A 19059-nucleotide genomic window follows, 5' to 3' on the forward strand; every position below is an offset into this window, starting at 1 on the left:
GGCCGTCGGCTCAGGGGGCCATGACGCCGGATGTGCGGTGCGGGTGGTGCGCGGGCAGCAGCGTCATCGCCGTGTGGGCCACCGAGGCGAGCGTGATGTGCCGGTGCCAGCCCGCGAACGAGCGGCCCTCGAAGTCGTGCAGCCCGATGCCGCCGCCAGGACCGGCCTCGTACCGGCTCACCCGCCCGGGGGTCCTGGCCAGCCACAGCAGCGCGGCGGTGCCATGGCCCGTCAGGTTGGTCAGCCAGTAGGAGGCGCACTGGGGACGGAGCGGGTCCCGCTCCACCAGCAGGACGTGCGGCCGGCGGGCGTGCCGGGTCGCGGGGGTGTGGCAAGGGTGGCGCACCACCTCACGGCGGGCGCCAAAGGCGCCGTTGCGGGCGTGACCGACCGCGGAGCCCTGGTCGGCGGTCGCCAGTTGACGCGCCGTCACGAGCGTCGCCGACCCGGAACGGCGCTGCGGCAGCGCGCCAGGGCCGACGTGCTGAGAGCCCCGGATACGCAGCAGGTACGGCATGTCCAGGGCCGAGAGCGTGTCGACGACACCGGTCACGTGCGCGCGGCGCGCGTCGATGATCACCGGTGCACGGCGCACTCCCCACCGCCCCGCCATCTCCAGGACCATGTCGATGCCGCACGAAGTGCTGCCGCCGCCGGCCGCGGTGGCGGGGATGCCGAACCGGTCACGTCGTCGCGGGTCGTCCCGCCAGGCGGAGGAAAGGATCAGCCGCCAGTTGACGGGGAATCCCGCGTCGCGCGTCACCAGCCACAGCCCCACGGACCTGCGGCCGTTCACGGTGCGTCCGGTGCCCGGGTCCACGACGGGGCCGACGCCGACACCGCCGGGTCCGTGCCTGCTGGTCCTGGTGGCCCGCACCACCCAGGCAACGGGGCGTACGGCATCGTCGACCAGTGTGGCAAGCGCCTGGCGGACCGGCCCCCAGTCCCAGGTGGAGTCACTGACGAAGTGGTGCAGCCGCTGGGCGTCGGCCGGGCGGCCCGTGGGCGCGGCGATGTTGCGCAGCGTCTTGCGCCCCTCGGCCGCCAGCAGGCCGCGCAGGTACAGCTCGCCACTGCGCCGCTGGTCGCTGCGGGGCAGCGAGTGCAGGACCTCACGGGCCAGTTCGGCGATCGGGTCGAGGGCCGGCTCGGAGAGGAGACCGGCGGGTGCGGCATACCGGCGGGGACGGGGCGGGGCGTCGGGCACGGTCCGCAGGGCGAGAGCGGAGGTGGTCATCGCAGCGCCAGGTGTTCCAGGTACGAACGGTGGTTGCGGGCCGTCTCGGCCACGCTGTCGCCGCCGAACTTCTCCAGGGCGGCGTCCGCGAGGACGAGAGCCGTCACGGCTTCGGCGACGACTCCGGCGGCGGGCACCGCGCACACGTCGGAGCGCTGGTGGTGGGCGTGGGCCGGGGCCCCGGTGGCCACATCCACGGTGGCCAGCGCGCGGGGAACGGTGGCGATCGGCTTCATCGCGGCCCGCACCCGCAGCAGTTCGCCGGTGCTCATGCCGCCCTCGACCCCACCGGACCGCCCGGTGCGGCGACGCAGTACGCCGTCAGCCCTCATGATCTCGTCGTGCGCGGCGGAGCCCGGCACCCGGGCCAGCCCGAAGCCGTCACCGAACTCCACCCCCTTGATGGCCTGAATGCCCATCAGGTGGCCGGCGAGCCGGGCGTCGAGCCGGCGGTCCGCGTGGACGTGGCTGCCCAGGCCCGGCGGCAGTCCGTGCACGAGCACCTCCACCACACCCCCGAGGGTGTCGCCCGCCGTGCGGGCCCGCTCGATTTCCTCGACCATGGCCGCCGACGCCGTGGTGTCGAAGCAGCGCACCGGGTCGGCGTCGAGACGCTCGACGTCCTGCGGGCCGGGCAGCGACGCGGACTGCGAACGCGCGCCGCCGATCCCGACGACGTGACTGAGCAGCCGGATGCCGTACGCCTGCTCGAGGAAGGCGCGGGCGATCTCGCCGAGCGCGACCCGGGCGGCGGTCTCCCGGGCACTGGCCCGCTCCAGCACCGGTCGGGCCTCGTCGAAGCCGTACTTCTGCATGCCGGCGAGGTCGGCGTGGCCGGGGCGGGGCCGGGTCAGCGGGGCGTTGCGGGCCTGGCCCGCCAGCTCCTCGGGGTCGACCGGGTCCACGGCCATCACGGAGCGCCACTTGGGCCATTCGGTGTTGGCCACCTGTACGGCGACCGGGCCGCCCTGCGTACGGCCGTGCCGCACGCCGCCGAGAAGGGTCACCTCGTCCCGCTCGAACGTCATGCGGGCGCCGCGGCCGTGACCGAGCCGACGGCGGGTGAGCCCGTCCGCCACCTGCTTGGTGGTGATCCCGACACCGGCGGGCAGGCCCTCCAGCACGGCTGTCAGAGCCGGTCCGTGCGATTCGCCCGCGGTGAGCCATCGAAGCGTGGGCACAGCAACTCCTTCGTTGTCCTTCCCGGTGGCAGGACGCCGCCGGGCGGTTCGAGCCGCGCTCGGCACGGCCAGCGGGTCGGGGCGGTCTCGGCTCCGGTGACCGTGCCGCCGAAGACGTCCGGCACGCGCTGCACGCACCGGCCGCCCTGCCGCAGCCGGGTTGCCACGTCCACGGCCGGCGTCGGGGCAACCATCAGTTCGACCAGACCGCTTCAGTCGCCCGGCGAGTGGTCGATGCTCATGTCCTCGGAGTTGATGCCGGGTTCGGAGGCGGCGGCCGGCAGCCGCGCCGGCTCACCCGGCTGGTCGCCGATGAGTACGCGCCCCGGCGTGCATACCGGGCGCGGCGTGCCGTGCCCGCCCGGGAACCGGGCACGGCCGGTGATGCCGTCAAGATCACTTGAGCCGGGCGCCACTGCCCACGCTCTCCGAAGCGCGGGAGGCTTCCTGTACGGACCGCCGCGCCTCTTCGGTGACCTCGACGATGTGCTGAGCGTAGGGCAGCAGCAGCAGCCCCGCCGGGGTGAGCGCCACCTGTCGGCCGCTGCGGTCGAAGAGCCGGGCTCCGATGACCTCTTCGAGCCCGTGGATCTGCGCTGTGACACTGGACTGGGCGTAGTAGAGGTTCTTCGCCGCACGGGTGAAGCTCAACTCGTTCGCCACTTCGCAGAAGGCACGCAACTGTTGCAAGTGCACGTCGGCTCCTCTCCCCGGTGGCCTGTTCGGCCGTCCGTGACCCCCGCTGCGGAAAAATAATATACCAACAGCCCGGTTTTTTAATCCCTCTCCGGCAGCATGACCGCGGGCACACGAAAAGCCCGCAGTCGCGTCGCCCCCCGGGGGGCGACGCGACTGCGGGAGCGAGGCAGGAGCTCAGTCCGACGCAGCAACCGGCGCGGGCAGGTCCCGGCCGGTCAACCGGCGGGCCCCGGCCAAGGCGCGGCGTACGGCGACTGCCGTCCGGCCCTCGCCCGGACGGCGGCGAAGGCGTGCGCGAGCGGCCCGGGCAGCCAAAGGAGGGGCCCGGTCTCCAACAGTCCGCCGAAGCCGGCGTGCGCCGATCCTCGCACTGCCGGGCGCGGCCCGCGCGGCGCAGGCGTTCAACCCGCAGGTGGCCTCACGGCCGCGAGCTGCGACCGGCCGGCCGGGCAGACCGCGCGGGCGGGCCCCTCCCGCGGCAGCCGATGGACGCGGCCGGCTGCCATCCGGCCCACCGCCTGCACGCACTTCTCGCCGGTCAGCCGTCTCCCGCCGCCGGCGATCGCGGTCGCCTCCCGCACACACAACGGCGGATGTCATCACGCTCGACCAGGCCGCCCCCGGGACGTCACGAGGACCACGCCGGAGGCGCATGGCTTCTCTCCGTGGCTGCACAGGCTGAGCCCGGACCGCGGGCGCACCGGCCACGCAGTGGCCAACGGGCGGGCCGGCGGCTCCGGCCGCGGGCGCAGGCCTGCCCCAGGGCGCACGATGACGCAAACAAACCGACATGCCGGTTTCAATGGTGATCGAAAGGACCGATACCCGCTCCCGTCCGCGTCGCGATGTCAGGTCGTCCTTCCCGTCCGTGCGGCCGGCGGCGGAACATCCGGCCAGCCGCCCATCCGTCTCCCCGGAGGAAGGACTCTCCCTTGGACACCGCACATCCCGCCGGTGGCGGAGCAGGCCCGTGGCGCTCCGCCGTTCCCGGCCGGCCCCTCGCCGCCTCTGTGTCTTTTCTGCTGCACACCCTGGCCTACGCGCTGCTGGGGCCCGACCGGCATTGCACGGCCCTGGAGTGCCGGGAGGAGGAAGTGCCCGGCCTGCTCGGCGCGCTGGACGGATCATGGGCAGGCCTGTGCCCGACCTCGCCCCTGAAGACGGCCGCCTTCGAGGCCGCCGACACGGTCACCGGCGTGGCCCGGGACACGGGAGCGGCCGACACCCCGGTGTTCTCGGACGGGGCTGTCACGGCGTATGACACCGGTGTCCTGGGGTTTGCAGCCGCGCCCGGAGAGGCAATGCGCCCCGACACGGAATCCGTCCTGCTCCTGGAAGAGGGCGCGGCCGCCTGCCCGGCGCTGATGGCATTGCACGTACTGGGGCCGCCGAGCGCACAGGTGGCGGTCCGCGGCACTTCCGGTGTCCGCCGGTTGCATGAGGCGGCGGAACGTATCGGCATCGGGATACGGGTGCACGCCCCCGGCAGCACACAGTCGCCCCGGACCGATCCGGTGATCTCCACCCTGCCCGGCAACGCTGTCGCCCCCGCGCACTGTCTGGCCTGTCCGGGCGTCGCGGCCGTCGATACGCTCTGCGGGTCCGCCCCGCTCGCGCGCGCAGTCACCCGTGCCGGTGGCCGGGCCGCCGACGGCCTGCCGGTGATGGTCGCGCAGGCGGCTGCCCAGGTACGGCTGCTGACCGGCCAGGGCGTCCCCCTGGAGGAGATCATGCCGACCTTGGGCCGGGCCGCGCTGCAGGGCACCCACCGGGCTGACGGTCCGGCCGACGCGCTGGTGACGGAATGAGGACGATGCTGCCCGCCGTCGTACTGATCGGCCTGCCCGGCTGCGGCAAGACGTCCGTGGGGCTCCTGCTGGCCGGCCGGCTGGGGCTGCCCTTCCGCGACACCGACAGCGACATCGAGCGTCTGACCGGCCAGTCCGTCTCGAGGATCTTCGAGGAGCGGGGCGAGCCGCACTTCCGGGCGTGGGAGCGCGAGGCGGTGCGCGCGGCGCTCGCCGAGCACCGGGGGGTACTGGCCCTGGGCGGCGGAGCGATCCTGGACCCCCGTAGCCGCACCCTGCTCAGAGGCGGTCCCGTCGTTCATCTGGAAGCCGATCCGGGCGAGATCGCCGGCCGCCTGACCGGCGACGCCACCCGTCCGCTGCTCGCGGCGGGGCGGAGCGCGGCGCTGCGAGAGCTGGCACGGACCCGTGGCCCGCTCTACCGAGGCACGGCCCGGTTCAGTGTGCCCACGCGAGGCAGGTCCGTGGCGCAAGTGGCGGCCGCGGTGGAGCTTCGGCTGGCACTGGGCGCGGCGCCGAGCGGCCACGCAGCCCGGCGGCAGTGACGCGTACGACCGGTCGGGCCCGGCGGGTTCCTCCCCATCCGCCATCCGTCGTGACGGGCCGTCAGCTGCCGTGGGGCGGATACAGGGGCGGACGACGCCCGAACGCCGGCACGCCAAGGGGCGGCGCGGCGGCCGGTGGACGGTGGACGGTGAGTGCCTGCGCGCGGCGGCTGCGTTCTCCCGGCTTTACCGTCGGAAGGCCCCGTTTCGCCGCGGCGGCACATCCACACCGGGCCCGGCGTTCAGCCGGCCGCCTGCTCCCTGCCACGCAACAGGGTGGTGCTGGAGGGGCGGGCCGGGCCGGGGCTGACGCGGGCGAGGGTGCGCCGCTCCGCCAGTCGCGGCAGCATCAGAGTCCAAAAGCCCGTGACTCTGCGCTCGGACAGCCACTCCCGGTCGGAGACACCGAGCACTTCGAAGCCCACGGTCACGGCGACGATGAGGGCGGCCACGTTCTCCACCGAGATGTCTTCGGCCAGCCCTCCCTCCCGCTGGGCGCGCTGGAGCACGTCCTCGATCCAGCGCCACCACTCCCAGCGGAGGGAACAGCCCGCACGGCTGGCGGGGTCCGCGCACAGCTCGAAGCCGGCGCGGACGATCGCGTCGTCGGCGATCCGGCGCATCAGGTGGTGCGTCGAGTCCACCACCTGCTGCAGGGCGCACGTGTCACCGCCCGGCGGCTCGCCGGTGATCCGGCGGACGACCCGCACCGCCTCTTCCTCGACGGCCTGGGCCAGCGCTTTCTTGTTGTCGAAGTGAAAGTGCAGGGCACCGTTGCTGACTCCGGCCCGTTTGCTGATCGCCGCGAGCGAGGCGGACACATACCCCTCCTCGGCGAAGACCTCGGCTGCGGCACGGATCAACGCCCGTCGCGTACGGGCTGCACGCTCCTGCTTGACCATCGGCTGTCTCCTGGATGCCGGGGCGCCGGCCCTGCGGGCCTGCCCCGTAGGTGCTGGCGGGTCGAGCCCTTGGTTCACGAGCTCGTCGGCATCGGGTGCCGACACGGCGGGGCGCAGATACTGCCCCGGCTCCTCCCGGAAGCCCACGCTCCGCAAGAGAAGCATCTCAGTTCCCCGCATATTAACAAACCGTCTATGTGGTTTAAATGCCGCCCCGGGGGCGGGTGGCTGATGGTCTACGGGTTCTCTTCGCCCCCGGACGCGCGAACCTCGCGCGGGCGGTTCCGGCCGCCTCACCGGCACCGCACCGATACATTCAAGAACCGCTCCACACCGGAGGCCTGCCACACCCCGCGAAGCCCGGAGGGCTACAGGGGGCGGTCGGCCGCCTCGCCGAGGCCGCTCGCCCCCACAGCGCTCCGCGGCGCACGTCAGAGAGGCAATACGGGCCGGAAGGGCGGCCGTGCGCACAGCCCGGAACAGACCGCTCCATATCTTGCTCGAGCGGAGTCAGCCCTACCGGTGGAAATTAAACCGGGTGGTATGTATCTTCCTGTGCCGGAGGGGGCCCCTAGGGCCCGACCCGCTTGTCCGCTCCTACGCCAGCGCAGCTCAGGGGGAACAGCCATGTCTGCGAGCACCTTCCGCGTCGCACGCCCGGTACCCAGCTCATCGCTGATCACGAACGACGCACCGGAACCAACAAGGCCCGGCGTCTTCCGCTACCCGTCCCTGACCACCACGGTCCCCAAGGAGTTCGTCCATCGCGCCAGCGTGGCCGAGGTCCTGCTCACCGACTGGGAGCGCACGGACGAAAGCCGCCTCTCCATGACCGCCCAATGGCCCCGCGGGCACAGCTTCTTCACCGCCGTTGACGGCTACCATGACCCACTCATCGCTGCCGAAACGATCCGTCAGGCCGGTTTGCTCCTGGCTCACGCAGAGTTCGGTGTCCCGCTCGGTCATCACTTCCTGATGTGGGACCTGCACGTCGACGTGTGCCCCGAGCAACTGCTCATGGGCAGCGCACCCGCATCGCTCCACCTTGACATCACCTGCAGTGACATCAAGTGGCGCGGCAGCAGCCTGACCGGGCTGCACTACGAGGTGGTGATCCGTCGCCACGGGCGGCCCGTGGCGGCTGGTGGCGCCTCCTTCACCTGCACCTCGCCCGCGGTTTACCGGCGTGTGCGCGCCAACCGCACGCTCGACGGCGACTGCCCCCAGCTCCTTGCGCTGACGGCGCCGGTGGCACCGCAGTCCGTGGGGCGGATGTCACCCAGGGACGTCGTGCTCACACCGGTCGGCGAGGACAACCGCTGGCAGCTGAGAGTGGACACCCGGCACCCGGTCCTCTTCGACCACCCGGTCGACCACGTGCCGGGCATGGTGCTGATCGAAGCGGCCCGCCAGGCAACGGCCGCGGCCCTGGACCGCCCCGCCCTGCCCCTCGGTATCGCCAGCACCTTCGGACGCTACGCCGAGTTGGACACGCCGTGCGTGATCGAGGCCCGCCGTCTTCCCGGCGACTCCTCGGACGGCGGGGACTGCGTGCTGGTGACCGGCCATCAGATGGACGAACCCGTCTTCCGGTCCGTGGTCACCGTGGCCTCGACCGCCGTCTGACCGAAGGGCGGCAGAACACCACAGGACGTCGATCGGCCACCGCACCTCGGCCGCGGCTCCCGGGCGAGGCCTTCCGTCCCGCCCGGGAGCCGTTGTGCATCCGGACACCGTGCGGATCCCGCCGGCAGGCCCGTGCCGGACCCCCGCTCACGTCACCGCGATCCGCCGGAGGCCGGCGCCCCCTCACGAACCCGCATTTCCACGATCTTCACGAACAGGAGAGTGCGCAGCGCGACAACCTCTGTACAATACGAACTGGGCGGTTTTTTTAGGTGGCCTGATCAGCCGCTGAACAGAGGAGGACAGTGTGGCGAAACAGGACCGAGCCATCCGCACGCGTCGGATGATCCTTCTGGCAGCGGCCAAGGTTTTCGAAGAACGCGGTTACCAGGCCGCCACCATCTCCGAGATCCTCGCCGAGGCCGGAGTGACCAAGGGCGCCCTCTACTTCCACTTCAAGTCGAAGGACGACCTGGCCCTGGGCGTGCTGGACGAACAGGACAGTCACTTCGTCGTCCCCGACCGCGCCTGCAAGATGCAGGAAATCGTGGATGCCGTGATGCTGCACGCCTACCGGCTGCAGACCAATCCCATGGTGCGCGCCAGCGTGCGACTGGCCATGGACCAGAAGGCGGCCGACCTGGACCGCAGTGGCCCCTTCCTGCGCTGGAGCAATGTCATCCAGCAACTGCTGGAAGGGGCGCAAGCCAGGGGCGAACTGCTGTCCCACATCACACCGGCGCGGACCGCGGACGTGTTCGTGGGTTCCTTTGCCGGCATACAGTCCATGTCGCAGACCATCAGCGACTACGAGGATCTCATGGGCCGGGTCAGTGACCTGTTGCGCCACCTGCTTCCCAGCGTGGCTCAGCCGTCCGTGATCGCCTCGCTGCACATGTCCGGGTCCCGCGGGGCGGTGGTGCACGAGGAAGTCGAGCGGCTGCAGGAGCACGACCCGTCCGCGTTGGCGGTCGGCTGACCGGACCCCGGCGCCCCGGCGCCATCGCAAGGACGGCACGAGCCTTCGCCGGAGACCCTGAACGGGCAGGCGTCCACGGGACGCGGCCGACGGCCCCGGCCGGGCCCGGACCAGCGGGCACGCCCACGGGGCACCGAGCGCGCGGTCTCCTCGGTGATGGGCGCTTGCGTCTGTGCTGTGCTACCGACGACCGGAGCCGCCGCGGGCAGACCGCACCCGTGGCGCCGGCAGTCGCGCATCCCTCGGCCAAGGGGTGGGGGCATGCGCCGTTGCCGATGTGATGTCGCAGGTCACGAGGGGGGAGTTGAGGCATGGGCGCGCTGGCCGGAAAGACGGCGCTCGTCACTGGCGCCAGCCGAGGGATCGGCAGGGGAATCGCACGGGAACTGGCTCGCGAAGGGGCTTTGGTCGCGGTCCACTACGGCGGCAACGATGCGGCGGTGCGCAAGACCCTCGAGCTGATCCACCAGGAGGGAGGGCGGGCCTTTCCCGTTCGCGCCGAACTGGGTGTACCGGGTGATGTCGAGACCCTGTACGGCCGGCTGGAGGAAGGGCTGGCACAGCAGGGGCAGGGGATCGAGCTCGACATTCTCGTCAACAACGCGGGGATCAGCGGGTCAGCGAGCATCCACGAGGTGACACCCGAGTTGTTCGACCGGCTCTTCGCCGTGAACACCAGGTCGCTGCTCTTTCTCGTCCAGCGGGGTCTGAAGAACCTGCGCGACAACGGCCGCATCATCAATGTCTCGTCGGCGGCCACCCGGATCGCCTACCCGGAGTCCGTCGTGTACTCGATGACCAAGGGAGCGTTGAACACCTTCACGCTGGCCCTGGCCAAGGAACTCGGGCCACGCGGCATCACGGTGAACGCGGTCAGCCCCGGCTTCGTGGAAACCGACATGAACCAGAGGAAACGGGCCACGGCGGAATCCGCGGCGCAACTCGCGGCCTGGTCCGTTTTCAACCGGGTCGGCCGGCCGTCCGACATCGCCGAGATCGTCGCTTTTCTGGCGTCGGACGCATCCCGCTGGATCACCGGCCAGTGCCTCGATGCCAGCGGCGGCTCCCGCCTCTGACACCTGCGCCGGGACCGAGCCGGTCCCGAGCCGGTCCGGAGTTTTCCCATAAAAACATACCAGACGGAAGGTATGATTTGTTACGTCGGGTCGCTGCCCGTAACGCTCGGCCACCCTTTGTCATACGCATGCCAGGAGGCCAGGGATGACTGCACTTCCGCAAGCCCGCCGCCCTGACGGCCCGCAGGCCGACGTGGCCCAACGCGATCACCGCGACCCGGGCGGCGACACCGTTCTCGTGGTGGGCGGCACGGGCTTCATCGGAAGTGCCGTACTGAGGGAACTCTCCCGGCGGCGCGGCCCTGTCGGCACGGCGCCCCTCCCACGGGCGCTGTGCCGCAGGCCGCCTCGGACCCCCGAGGCCGCCGGGGCCCAGTACATGGCCGGCGACCTCACGGACCCGACCGCACTGCGCGACATCTGCTCGGGAATCGGAACGGTGATACACACCGCCAGCTACGTGGGACACGATCCGCACAAGTGCCGTGATGTCAACTACACCGGCACGCGCGCCCTGCTGGAGGAGGCCCGCCGTCACGGGGTGCGGCGCTTCATCTACGTCAGCACAGCGGCTGTCTACGGGATGGGCCCCCACCGCGGGCCCCACGAGGGGCAGCTGACGCCTTCACCTGTCTCCTGGGCCAGCACCACACGGCTACGGGCCGAAGAGGAGGTGCGCGCCGCAGGCGGCACCGTCCTGCGCCCCCACCTCGTCTACGGCGTGGGAGACCGCTGGTTCGTCCCCGGCTTGGCACGCGTCCTGCGGCAGGTGCCGTCATGGCCTGCCGGGGCCTGCGCCCGCTCCTCCGTCATCGCCGTCGAAGACCTCGCCCGAGTCGCGGTCGCCCTCGTGCGGTCGCAGCGACCGCACGAGGGCGGCGGAACATACCACGTGGCCGATCCGCGTCCCCTTGCCATGGACGATCTGCTCACCCGCCTGCGGAAACTGCTGCGCCTGCCGGAGGGAGGGCGCATACCGGCCGCGGAACACCGTTTACTGCTCAGACGCACGATGCCGGAACTCTCCGACCATCAATACGCTCTCCTCACCGAGGACCACTGGTTCGACACGAGCCGCATCTGGCGCCGGACGGAACTGGATCCGGGCCCGGGCTTCGACGAATGCTTCGCCGCCTGTTCCTCCTGGTACGCGCGGCAGCTGGAGCACAGCGCGTGACAGCGGGAGACACCCCTACTGCGGCAACCTGACGTCCAGTTCCCGCATCGCCGAGGACGGCGGACCGCCCTCCGAGCGTTCCGTCTTGCGGCCCTTGCTGCCCGGGGCCAGGGTGCGCGGGTCCACGGCCTTTGCGGGCGCCCCGGTGGCGTACAGGCCGTCCGGGTTGGTGTCGCGGTCATACGGAAGCAGCCAGAACACACGCCGGCGGAAGGGTCCCGAGGAACGGGAGGGCTCGGCCTTGGGGCCGAGCAGCGCGTATCCGGCCATGCGCCCGTCTTGGCGGCAGGCGGGCCTGACCAGCCGCGTCGGCAGCCGGTCCAGGCTCTGGCGCACATAGTCGAGTGCGGCTGTGTCCTCGAGCCGGACGAGTTCGGCCTCGTGGATGATCTCGTCCTCCGCGATGAGGGCGCTCATGCAGTCTCCTCGTCGGCGACCAGACGCCAGTCCCACCGCCTCACGGACACGCGCGGCGAACGCCCGGGATGAGACGGCCGGGGCACCTCATCCTGACACCAGGTCTTGTAAGCGGCGTAGAGCCGGGTTTGCTCCGCCCCCAAAGAGGGCTCGAACCGGCAGGATTCGCTCAGGAACCGGCCGGTGTGGTCCTCCGTCTCGGCATAAGCGGTCGGGGCGGTCCGGACGCGCTCGGGTCGGTTGAGGTCCTCCTCCCCCGCCGGACAACGGCGCGCGCCCGCCATGAGCCAGTTGAGGATCCCCGGCCCCTCCTCGGTGACGAGGATCTCCGCGGGCTGGAAACTGAAGAAGTCCTGTCGCATCCGGCGCGCCTTGGTGCGGTCACCGCCGGTGAGCAACTTGACGCGGGCCTCGTCGAAACGGTCGCCGGGCTCGACCTCGCTGCACACGATGATCCGCCGGCCGTGCAGTTGGGCCAGGCCCGTGGGGTGTCCCTCGGAATCCGTGGCACCAGCGGCCGGCGGCCCCGCAGGGGCATCCCCCGGTAGGTGTGTCCCCGCTCCCGGCAGGGGACGCAGTTGCCTGCGGGCGTCTTGCGGCCCGGTGCCGGCGGATGCACCGGCCGGCCTCGTCCCGCACACCACGGGGCAGTGGCCGGCGAACTCCGGACGCTCCGCCGGGCGTGAGCAGCGGACAAGTCGCTGCGTGAAAGCCCCAGTTCATCGGTCATGGAACTCCCCCGTCAGCAGCCGAAGCGACTCAGGACGGGAAACCGACTGGCGAAGCGTCGGTGACAAAGGAGGAGCCCTGTGGGAAGCAGCGATTCCGAACGTCTTCCTGCGCGAGCTGCCGAAGCAGTCCCGGCCCAGCGACCGAGCGGACTTTCGGTCGCTTTCTCAGCAGCTGCGAAAAACCACAGGTCACAGACTTGCCAGTGACCAAAAAGCGACTGAAGCGACTCAAGGCCTCTATACATGACGTCTGCACGCATACGCGCGCACGGACGCGCGCACACGCGAATGTCTTCATATGCCGGACCCTTAAGTCGCTTCAGTCGCCGTCCGGGCTGGGATATGGCCTTTGACCCGCGCTCTTCTCCGAGCGGCTCAAACAGGCCCGGCTCTTGGACAGTCGCCGTACTTCAGCCGCTGCCGCTCCCGAGCCTCTTCACGAGCGCAGGAGGACCCCCATCGGCGGCTCCCGGAGTGGAACGGCCGAAGCGGTGGCAGCGGCCCAAGCGGTGTGAGAGCCCGGGTCCTCGGTGTTGGGCGGTGCTTCGTCCTGCCTCGACCGGGTGGTCGCAAGCTCGAGCGGCGACGGCACGTGTCGTCCGTGAAGGGCTCCGACGAGGGAGGCGGTATGCGGTCCGAGGAGAATGCGGTGCTGCCGGCCCGCTGGCTGATGGTGCCTGCGGGACTGGACGTCGAGATCACCGCGCCGCGCGGCGGACAACAGAGCCGGTACGGCGCAGGCTTCGCATCCGAGCCGTCCGCTGAGGACGAATACAGCGGCCGCCCTCCAAACCCGGCGCCCCCGGCCCTCTGCCGCCGCTGCGGTGCCCCCCGGCCCGCCGCCCCGGCGGCGGGCCGGGGCGGCCCCTGAACGGAGCTCCCGCTCACCCGGCGGAGGCCGCAGGAGCCGGTTCATCGAGCGCCTCTGCGGCCGGCCGGCGCCCCTCCACCGAGGTTCAGCGCAAAGTGGTGCACGGTGCGCCGGGGGCGCCCCGGCGGCGGGGAGGTCCTCCCGCCCACAGCTGCCGCAGATCTGACACGGCCGCTGAGCCGGCACCGTCCTCCGCGGCCGAAGGGCACGTGTCCTCGCCGCCCACGGGCCTGACTGTCCGTTTCCCATCGGGCGCGGCCGTGATTCGCCCTCCTCTTCGGGGCGAACCGCCTCCGTCCGGCCCGCCGTGCAGGGCGTACCTCGCGCCTTGGGGGTCCCTGCACTGTGCCCGCCCGGGTCGCGCGAGCTGTCGGACACTCACAGTGCAAGGACCCCTGAGCCGCGAAAACCGTCGTGACCTGTACGTTTCCCGGTCCTTGGTCCCCCCTTGGGCGCTCCCTCCGAGGCTGCTGACACAGCCAGAACAGCCGGGCCGTGCTTCGACCGATGACCGCTCGGTGGCAACCGCGCAGACGCAGATCACGGCCGGTCGGCCGTGATCTGCCGACCAAGTGGTGAGGTGGAACGGGGATGCAGACCAGGACGCAGACGCATATCTACGATGCCGGACTGTCCCGTCCGGTGCGGGGGGCGTTCGAGGAGAATGTCCAGGAGAACATCCTGGGAGAACTGACCTCGGTGCTTTTCACGTCCCTGCCGCGTAGCGACCAGCGGCGCCGGGGCCTGGAGTACGTCCGGGGCCTGCTCGGCGTCGAGGGCCGCAAGTCGATCCGGAACATCTCCTCCCTGTTCGGGGGCGAGGCGGCCGAACAGAGCCTGCATCACTTCATCAGCGGCTCCACCTGGGACTGGGAGCCGGTCCGTCGTTCCCTGGCACGCCATCTGGAAGAGATCTCCCCGGCCCGCGCCTACGTGCTGCGGCCGATGGTGATACCCAAGGCCGGCGACAGCTCCGTGGGCGTGGACCGCCGTTTCTGCCCGAGCCGGGGACAGATGATGAACGCCCAGCAGGCCGTGGGCGTCTGGGCGGTCTCCGACGAGCACAGCACCCCCATCAACTGGCGCCTGCACCTGCCCGAGACCTGGCTGGACGACAAGACCCGCCGCCGCCGGGCGGCGATCCCCGAGAGCGTACTGCCCGAAACCCTCGACCAGGCCGGCATCGAGGCCTACCTCGACGTCGCCCGGAACTGGGGTCTGCCCATGCGCCCCGTCGTCATGGACGCCCGCGAGTCGGACGTCGCCGGCGCCGTCCGGCTGCTGCAGGCCGCCGATGCCCTGATGCTGCTGCGGGTCAGTACCAACCTGCGGCTGGCCGCCGTCGGCCCGGGGATATCGCGCACCGCCGCCGGCGCGGAAATGGCGGCGCATCAGCTGATGCTCATGGCCCGCCCGTTGCGCCAGCCGGTCATCCAGCGCCAACCGGGCCCCGGCGGCGGCGCCGTCCATACCGGGCTGACCGCCACTGTCCGGGTACGGCTTCCCCGGCGCACCGCACGACGTCTTTCCTCCCAGCGTGACCTGCTCCTGCTCGGCGTCGGTGAGAACGGCGGCCGCTGGCCGGCCGAACTGTGGCTGACCGACATCACCGATCTGCGCCCCGCCCAGCTGCTGCGGATGAGCCGGTTCATTGACCGTGTGGACCTGGACTTCGCCGGGGTCGCTGAACGGGTGGGCATACGGGACTTCTCCGGCCGCTCCTACCGCGGCTGGCACCGCCATGCGACCCTCGCCTCGGCCGCACACGCTATCGCGGTGCTGTCCGGGACGGCCGAGCCCGAGACGGAGGTGGCCAAGGCCTCGTGAGCGCCGCGAGCGGCGAACTATAAGTCATCGATGCGCCGGCTGTCAGCCGCCGTATCGGTCGTTGCGTCAGCTGCGGTGGTGATCCAGCCACCGAGCTGACGTATTGCCCGGGTGTGCTTTGGTGACCCCGGAACTCCCGTCACACGATCGGCGGACCAACCCGTCCGTGTGTGCGAGGAGTTCACCATGACCAGCCAGCCGGAGGCCGCAGGGGTGCGGGGCGCCCCTGCCCTCGTCACGGCCGAGCCCCGCCCGCGCGCCACGACCGGGTCCCGGGTCGTGGTGCATACCTCGGGCGGGCTGGTGGCCGGCGAGCGTGCCGGCGCCGTCACCGCCTTCCGGGGCGTCCCCTACGCCCGGGCGCCCCTGGGTGAGCTGCGCCTGGCCTCCCCCAGGCCGCCGCTGCCCTGGCGCGGCGTCCGCCCGGCGCTGCGGTTCACCGACGTCTCCTTCCAGAGCGCGGTCCCCAACCGTCCGGTGCCGCCCAGCAGCGAGGACTCGCTGTACGCCAACGTCTGGACACCCGATCCGCACGGCTCGCGGCCTGTCCTCGTGTACATCCACGGAGGCGGCTGGCAGGCCGGCGCCGGCAGCATGCCCACCTACGACGGCGCCCGGCCGGCCGGACGCGGTGACCTCGTCGTCGTCACCTTCAACTACCGGCTCGGTGTCCTTGGGTTCGGCCTGCACGAGGACCTCACCGATCCGGAGACCGGGCACTGCGCCAACTGGGGCCTGCAGGACCAGCAGGCGCTGCTGCACTGGGTGCACGCCAATGCCGCCTCCTTCGGCGGGGACCCCGGCAACATCACCGTGTGCGGAACCTCCGCCGGCGGCGCCAGCGCCTGGCAGCTGGCACTGCTGCCCGAACTGCGCGGGCTGATCCGCCGTATCGTCTCCATCAGTCCCAGCCATGTCACCCCGCCCGCGACCTCGCTGACGCCCGGCGACGCGCGCACCGCCTACGAGGCCGTCGCCCGCCGTCTGGGCACCACCGTCACGGGGCTGCGCGGGGTTCCGGCGGCCGCGCTCGCCGGGGCATGGGAGGAGATCTTCGCGGCCCCGCCCAAGCGGCGGATCGTCGGCAGCGGACGTTGGTACCGCGGGCCCGTGCTCGACGGGCGCACCATGCCGGGCTACGACCACCTGCTGCCCACGCCCGAGGTGCCGGTGCTGTCGATCCACACCAGCACGGAGGGCTCCTTCTACACCGGCCCCTCCTCCCCGCAGCCGGAGCCCGCCCCGCGTGACGAGGCCGAATTGCGCCGGGCCGTGCGCTCCGTGCTGCGCCTGGTCGAGCCGGACGCCGGTGACGACATCGCCGACGCCTGCCTGGGCGCCTACCGGACGGCTGCCCGGGACGAGTCCTTGCCGGGTGACCCGCTGACGCTGTGGACCGAGATCTGGGGTGACGCGCTGTTCCGGCACCAGATCGTCCGGTTCGCCGAACGGCACGCCCGCCACGGCCGCACCGCGCTGTACGCGATGGAGTTCGCCCACCCGGTGCGCTCCCCGCACTTCGGAACCCCGCACGAGGCGACGTCGCCATTCCTTTTCGGCACTCACCGGCTGCCCCAGCTCATCGACGTCTTCGGCGGCGGCCGCACCGAACGGCTGCTGTCCGACCTCCTCATCGACGCCGTGGCCGCCTTCGCCCGGACTTCCCGCCCGGGCACCGCGGATCTTCCTGACTGGCCGCCGTTCAACCCCGGTGCGCCCAGCACCCTCGTCCTGGGCGGCCCTGCCATCGCCGGGGTCGTTCGCACTCCGAGGCTCGCCCAGCTCGGCTTCTGGGACGCGGCCGGCTGGACACCGCGCCTGTGACGCGCGTGACGCCGGCACGGCGAATGGTCGCCCGGCCCGGTTGAGGCCCTTCATTCCACCGTCACGCACACCGCGGCCCACGGCCGCACCGCCTTCGCTCTCATCTGGAGATATTCGTGGACAACTCGTTGCTCGACATCAACCTGAAACTCGCCTACCAGCAGCCCGACTGGGAGGACCCGGACCAGTTGCTGCGCGTCCGCTCGGACCTGTCGAGCCGGCCGGCGCTGGTGCGCGCCGACGACGTACGCCTGCTGCGCCGCCACCTGGCGCGGGTGGCGGCCGGCGAGGCGCTGGTGGTCCAGGCCGGCGACTGCGCGGAGAACCCCGCCGAGTGCGCTGCCGGAAACGTCGCCCGCAAGGCGGCCGTCCTGGACCTGCTGGCCGGCTCACTCGGCCTGATCACCGGCAAGCCGGTGATCAGGGTGGGCCGTATCGCCGGACAGTTCGGCAAACCGCGCTCGAAGCCCACCGAGCACGTCGCCGGCCTGGAACTGCCCGTCTACCGCGGGCACATGGTCAACGACCCCGAGCCCACCCCGGAGGGCCGCCGCCCCGACCCGCTGCGTCTGCTGACCGGCTACATGGCGGCCGACGACATCATCGGCCACCTCGGATGGCACCGGACATCACCGGTGCAGGGCATCAGCCCGACAGTGTGGACCAGCCACGAGGCCCTGCTGCTCGACTACGAGGTGCCGCTGCTGCGGTCCTCGGAGGACGGACTGCTGCTGTCCTCGACGCACTGGCCGTGGATCGGGGAGCGCACCCGTCGGCCCGACGGCGCGCACGTCGCCCTGCTCGCCGGGGTGGTCAATCCGGTGGCCTGCAAGGTCGGCCCCAGCACCACCCGTGACGACCTGCTGGAGCTGTGCCGCCGCCTGGACCCGGCACGCGAACCCGGGCGGCTCACCCTCATCGCGCGCATGGGCGCCGACGCGGTGGCCGACGCGCTGCCCCCGCTGGTGGAGGCGGTCCGCGACGCCGGCCACCCGGTCATCTGGCTCACCGACCCGCTGCACGCCAACACCGTCACCACCGCCAGCGGATTCAAGACCCGCTACGTGGAGGCCGCCGAGCGCGAGGTCGCCGCCTTCCATCACGCGGTCGTCCAGCACGGCGGCATCGCCGGCGGCCTGCACCTGGAGACCACGCCCGACGCCGTCATGGAGTGCGTTCCCGACGCGCGGTCGGCCGACCTGATCGGCGACGCCTACGAGACCCTCTGCGACCCACGGCTCAACGTCGGCCAGGCCGTCTCCGTGGTGTCCGTATGGCCCCGGTGATCCCTGCCGAACAGTGCACATCCCTGCCCGCACGGCATGCGAAGGAGAGGCACAACATGGAAAGCAGACTGGCCCTGGTCACCGGTGCCGCCGGGGGCATAGGCGCAGCCGTGGCCCGCGTCCTGGGGGAGCAGGGTGTCGCGGTGGCCGCGGTCGACCGCGACGCCGGCCAGCTCGAGGAGGTGATGGCGAAACTGGGCGCGGACGACCTGCCCGTGGCGCCGTTCGCCGCGGACGTGACCGACAGCGAAACGGTGGAGGCCGTCGTCGCCGACATCGAACAGCGCCTGGGACCCATCGACTACCTCGTGAACGCCGCCGGCGTGCTGCGCCTCGGCGAGGTCACCGACATCAGCGACGAGGACTGGAACAGCGTCTTCGCCGTCAACGCCACGGGCGTCTTCCACCTCTCGCGCGCCGTGGTCGGCCGTATGGTGCCGCGTCGCCGCGGAGCCGTCGTCACCGTCGCCTCCAACGCGGCCGTCACACCCCGCACCGGCATGGCCGCCTACGCCGCGTCCAAGGCGGCGGCGGAGATGTTCACCAAGAGTCTCGGCCTGGAGGTCGCCCGCCACGGCATCCGCTGCAACATTGTCGCTCCCGGCTCCACCGACACCCCGATGCTGAGCTCGATGTGGCACGACGACAGCGGCCCGCGCGCCACCGTCTCCGGAAATCCGGAGGCGTTCCGCGTCGGCATCCCGCTGGGCAGGCTCGCCCAGCCCGTCGACGTAGCGCACGCCGTCGCGTTCCTGCTGTCCGACCGGGCCTCCCACATCACCCTGCACACCCTGACCGTCGACGGCGGGGCCGCACTGGGCGTCTGACGGGCCGTCTCCCCTTGACGGATCGGCCCGCCGCCGGCCCGCGCCC

At 71.7% G+C, this 19059-nt stretch carries 17 protein-coding genes and 1 pseudogene; 11 read left to right on the plus strand and 7 right to left on the minus strand.

Going from position 1 to position 19059, the window contains the following annotated elements:
• Positions 1–10: 10 nt before the first annotated feature.
• The 4 genes from FPZ41_RS15780 to FPZ41_RS15795 all read right to left on the minus strand — a co-directional run bounded on the left by FPZ41_RS15780 (position 11) and on the right by FPZ41_RS15795 (position 3114).
• Positions 11–1237, minus strand: coding sequence for an IS701 family transposase (locus FPZ41_RS15780; RefSeq protein WP_152863114.1), 1227 nt, complete (start codon positions 1235–1237; stop codon positions 11–13).
• Positions 1234–2418 carry a chorismate synthase gene (gene aroC / locus FPZ41_RS15785; RefSeq protein ID WP_322620286.1) on the minus strand — a complete coding sequence of 395 codons (1185 nt, stop codon included), beginning with the start codon at positions 2416–2418 and terminating at the stop codon, positions 1234–1236. Before aroC ends, FPZ41_RS15780 begins: the two co-directional genes overlap by 4 nt.
• A 212-nt stretch (positions 2419–2630) precedes the next feature.
• Positions 2631–2834: a hypothetical protein gene (locus FPZ41_RS15790; protein ID WP_152863116.1), complete on the minus strand. Its 204-nt coding sequence runs from the start codon at positions 2832–2834 to the stop codon at positions 2631–2633.
• Positions 2815–3114 carry a LysR family transcriptional regulator gene (locus tag FPZ41_RS15795; RefSeq protein WP_322620287.1) on the minus strand — a complete coding sequence of 100 codons (300 nt, stop codon included), beginning with the start codon at positions 3112–3114 and terminating at the stop codon, positions 2815–2817. Before FPZ41_RS15795 ends, FPZ41_RS15790 begins: the two co-directional genes overlap by 20 nt.
• A gap of 935 nt (positions 3115–4049) precedes the next feature.
• On the opposite strand from FPZ41_RS15795, the gene FPZ41_RS15800 reads away from it, so the two are divergent.
• Complete coding sequence (locus FPZ41_RS15800) at positions 4050–4925, plus strand: shikimate dehydrogenase family protein (RefSeq protein WP_194236105.1); 876 nt, start codon at positions 4050–4052, stop codon at positions 4923–4925.
• Entirely contained in the window at positions 4922–5470 is a 549-nt protein-coding gene (locus FPZ41_RS15805) for a shikimate kinase (protein WP_152863120.1), read from the plus strand. The genes FPZ41_RS15800 and FPZ41_RS15805 overlap by 4 nt, the downstream gene beginning before the upstream one ends.
• A gap of 242 nt (positions 5471–5712) precedes the next feature.
• Here FPZ41_RS15805 and FPZ41_RS15810 read toward each other — a convergent pair whose 3' ends face one another.
• Positions 5713–6537: a ScbR family autoregulator-binding transcription factor gene (locus tag FPZ41_RS15810; RefSeq protein ID WP_228022765.1), complete on the minus strand. Its 825-nt coding sequence runs from the start codon at positions 6535–6537 to the stop codon at positions 5713–5715.
• A 462-nt stretch (positions 6538–6999) separates the two neighbouring features.
• Here FPZ41_RS15810 and FPZ41_RS15815 point away from each other — a divergent pair, with 462 nt between their 5' ends.
• From FPZ41_RS15815 to FPZ41_RS15830, 4 genes are all read left to right on the plus strand, one after another.
• On the plus strand, positions 7000–7998 hold the full coding sequence (locus FPZ41_RS15815) for a ScbA/BarX family gamma-butyrolactone biosynthesis protein (RefSeq protein WP_152863122.1): 999 nt from the start codon (positions 7000–7002) through the stop codon (positions 7996–7998).
• A gap of 307 nt (positions 7999–8305) precedes the next feature.
• Positions 8306–8977 (plus strand): ScbR family autoregulator-binding transcription factor, encoded by a 672-nt coding sequence (locus FPZ41_RS15820; protein WP_322620288.1) that lies wholly within the window; start codon positions 8306–8308, stop codon positions 8975–8977.
• 311 nt (positions 8978–9288) lie between these two features.
• Positions 9289–10053: an SDR family oxidoreductase gene (locus FPZ41_RS15825; RefSeq protein ID WP_152863124.1), complete on the plus strand. Its 765-nt coding sequence runs from the start codon at positions 9289–9291 to the stop codon at positions 10051–10053.
• A gap of 145 nt (positions 10054–10198) precedes the next feature.
• Positions 10199–11230: an NAD-dependent epimerase/dehydratase family protein gene (locus FPZ41_RS15830; protein WP_152863126.1), complete on the plus strand. Its 1032-nt coding sequence runs from the start codon at positions 10199–10201 to the stop codon at positions 11228–11230.
• Between the two features lie 15 nt (positions 11231–11245).
• On the opposite strand, the gene FPZ41_RS15835 is transcribed toward FPZ41_RS15830, so the two are convergent.
• Together FPZ41_RS15835 and FPZ41_RS15840 are read right to left on the minus strand one after the other, a co-directional pair.
• Entirely contained in the window at positions 11246–11647 is a 402-nt protein-coding gene (locus FPZ41_RS15835) for a DUF6009 family protein (protein ID WP_152863168.1), read from the minus strand.
• 21 nt (positions 11648–11668) lie between these two features.
• Positions 11669–12195 (minus strand): annotated as a pseudogene (locus tag FPZ41_RS15840) (primase-like DNA-binding domain-containing protein); the annotation flags it as partial.
• An 811-nt stretch (positions 12196–13006) separates the two neighbouring features.
• Here FPZ41_RS15840 and FPZ41_RS15850 point away from each other — a divergent pair.
• The 5 genes from FPZ41_RS15850 to FPZ41_RS15870 all read left to right on the plus strand — a co-directional run bounded on the left by FPZ41_RS15850 (position 13007) and on the right by FPZ41_RS15870 (position 19013).
• The gene (locus FPZ41_RS15850; RefSeq protein ID WP_152863128.1) at positions 13007–13249 is read left to right on the plus strand and encodes a hypothetical protein; all 243 of its coding nucleotides are present in this window, start codon (positions 13007–13009) and stop codon (positions 13247–13249) included.
• A gap of 591 nt (positions 13250–13840) precedes the next feature.
• The gene (locus tag FPZ41_RS15855; protein WP_228022766.1) at positions 13841–15076 is read left to right on the plus strand and encodes an IS701 family transposase; all 1236 of its coding nucleotides are present in this window, start codon (positions 13841–13843) and stop codon (positions 15074–15076) included.
• Positions 15077–15262: 186 nt separating this feature from the next.
• A complete protein-coding gene (locus FPZ41_RS15860; protein ID WP_152863130.1) occupies positions 15263–16900 on the plus strand; it encodes a carboxylesterase/lipase family protein in 1638 nt (545 codons plus the stop codon).
• 116 nt (positions 16901–17016) lie between these two features.
• The gene (locus FPZ41_RS15865; RefSeq protein WP_322620289.1) at positions 17017–18186 is read left to right on the plus strand and encodes a 3-deoxy-7-phosphoheptulonate synthase; all 1170 of its coding nucleotides are present in this window, start codon (positions 17017–17019) and stop codon (positions 18184–18186) included.
• 56 nt (positions 18187–18242) lie between these two features.
• Positions 18243–19013, plus strand: coding sequence for a 2,3-dihydro-2,3-dihydroxybenzoate dehydrogenase (locus tag FPZ41_RS15870; RefSeq protein WP_152863132.1), 771 nt, complete (start codon positions 18243–18245; stop codon positions 19011–19013).
• Positions 19014–19059: the final 46 nt, after the last annotated feature.

It is taken from the genome of Streptomyces acidicola (assembly GCF_009377235.1).
Lineage (GTDB): Bacteria > Actinomycetota > Actinomycetes > Streptomycetales > Streptomycetaceae > Streptomyces > Streptomyces acidicola.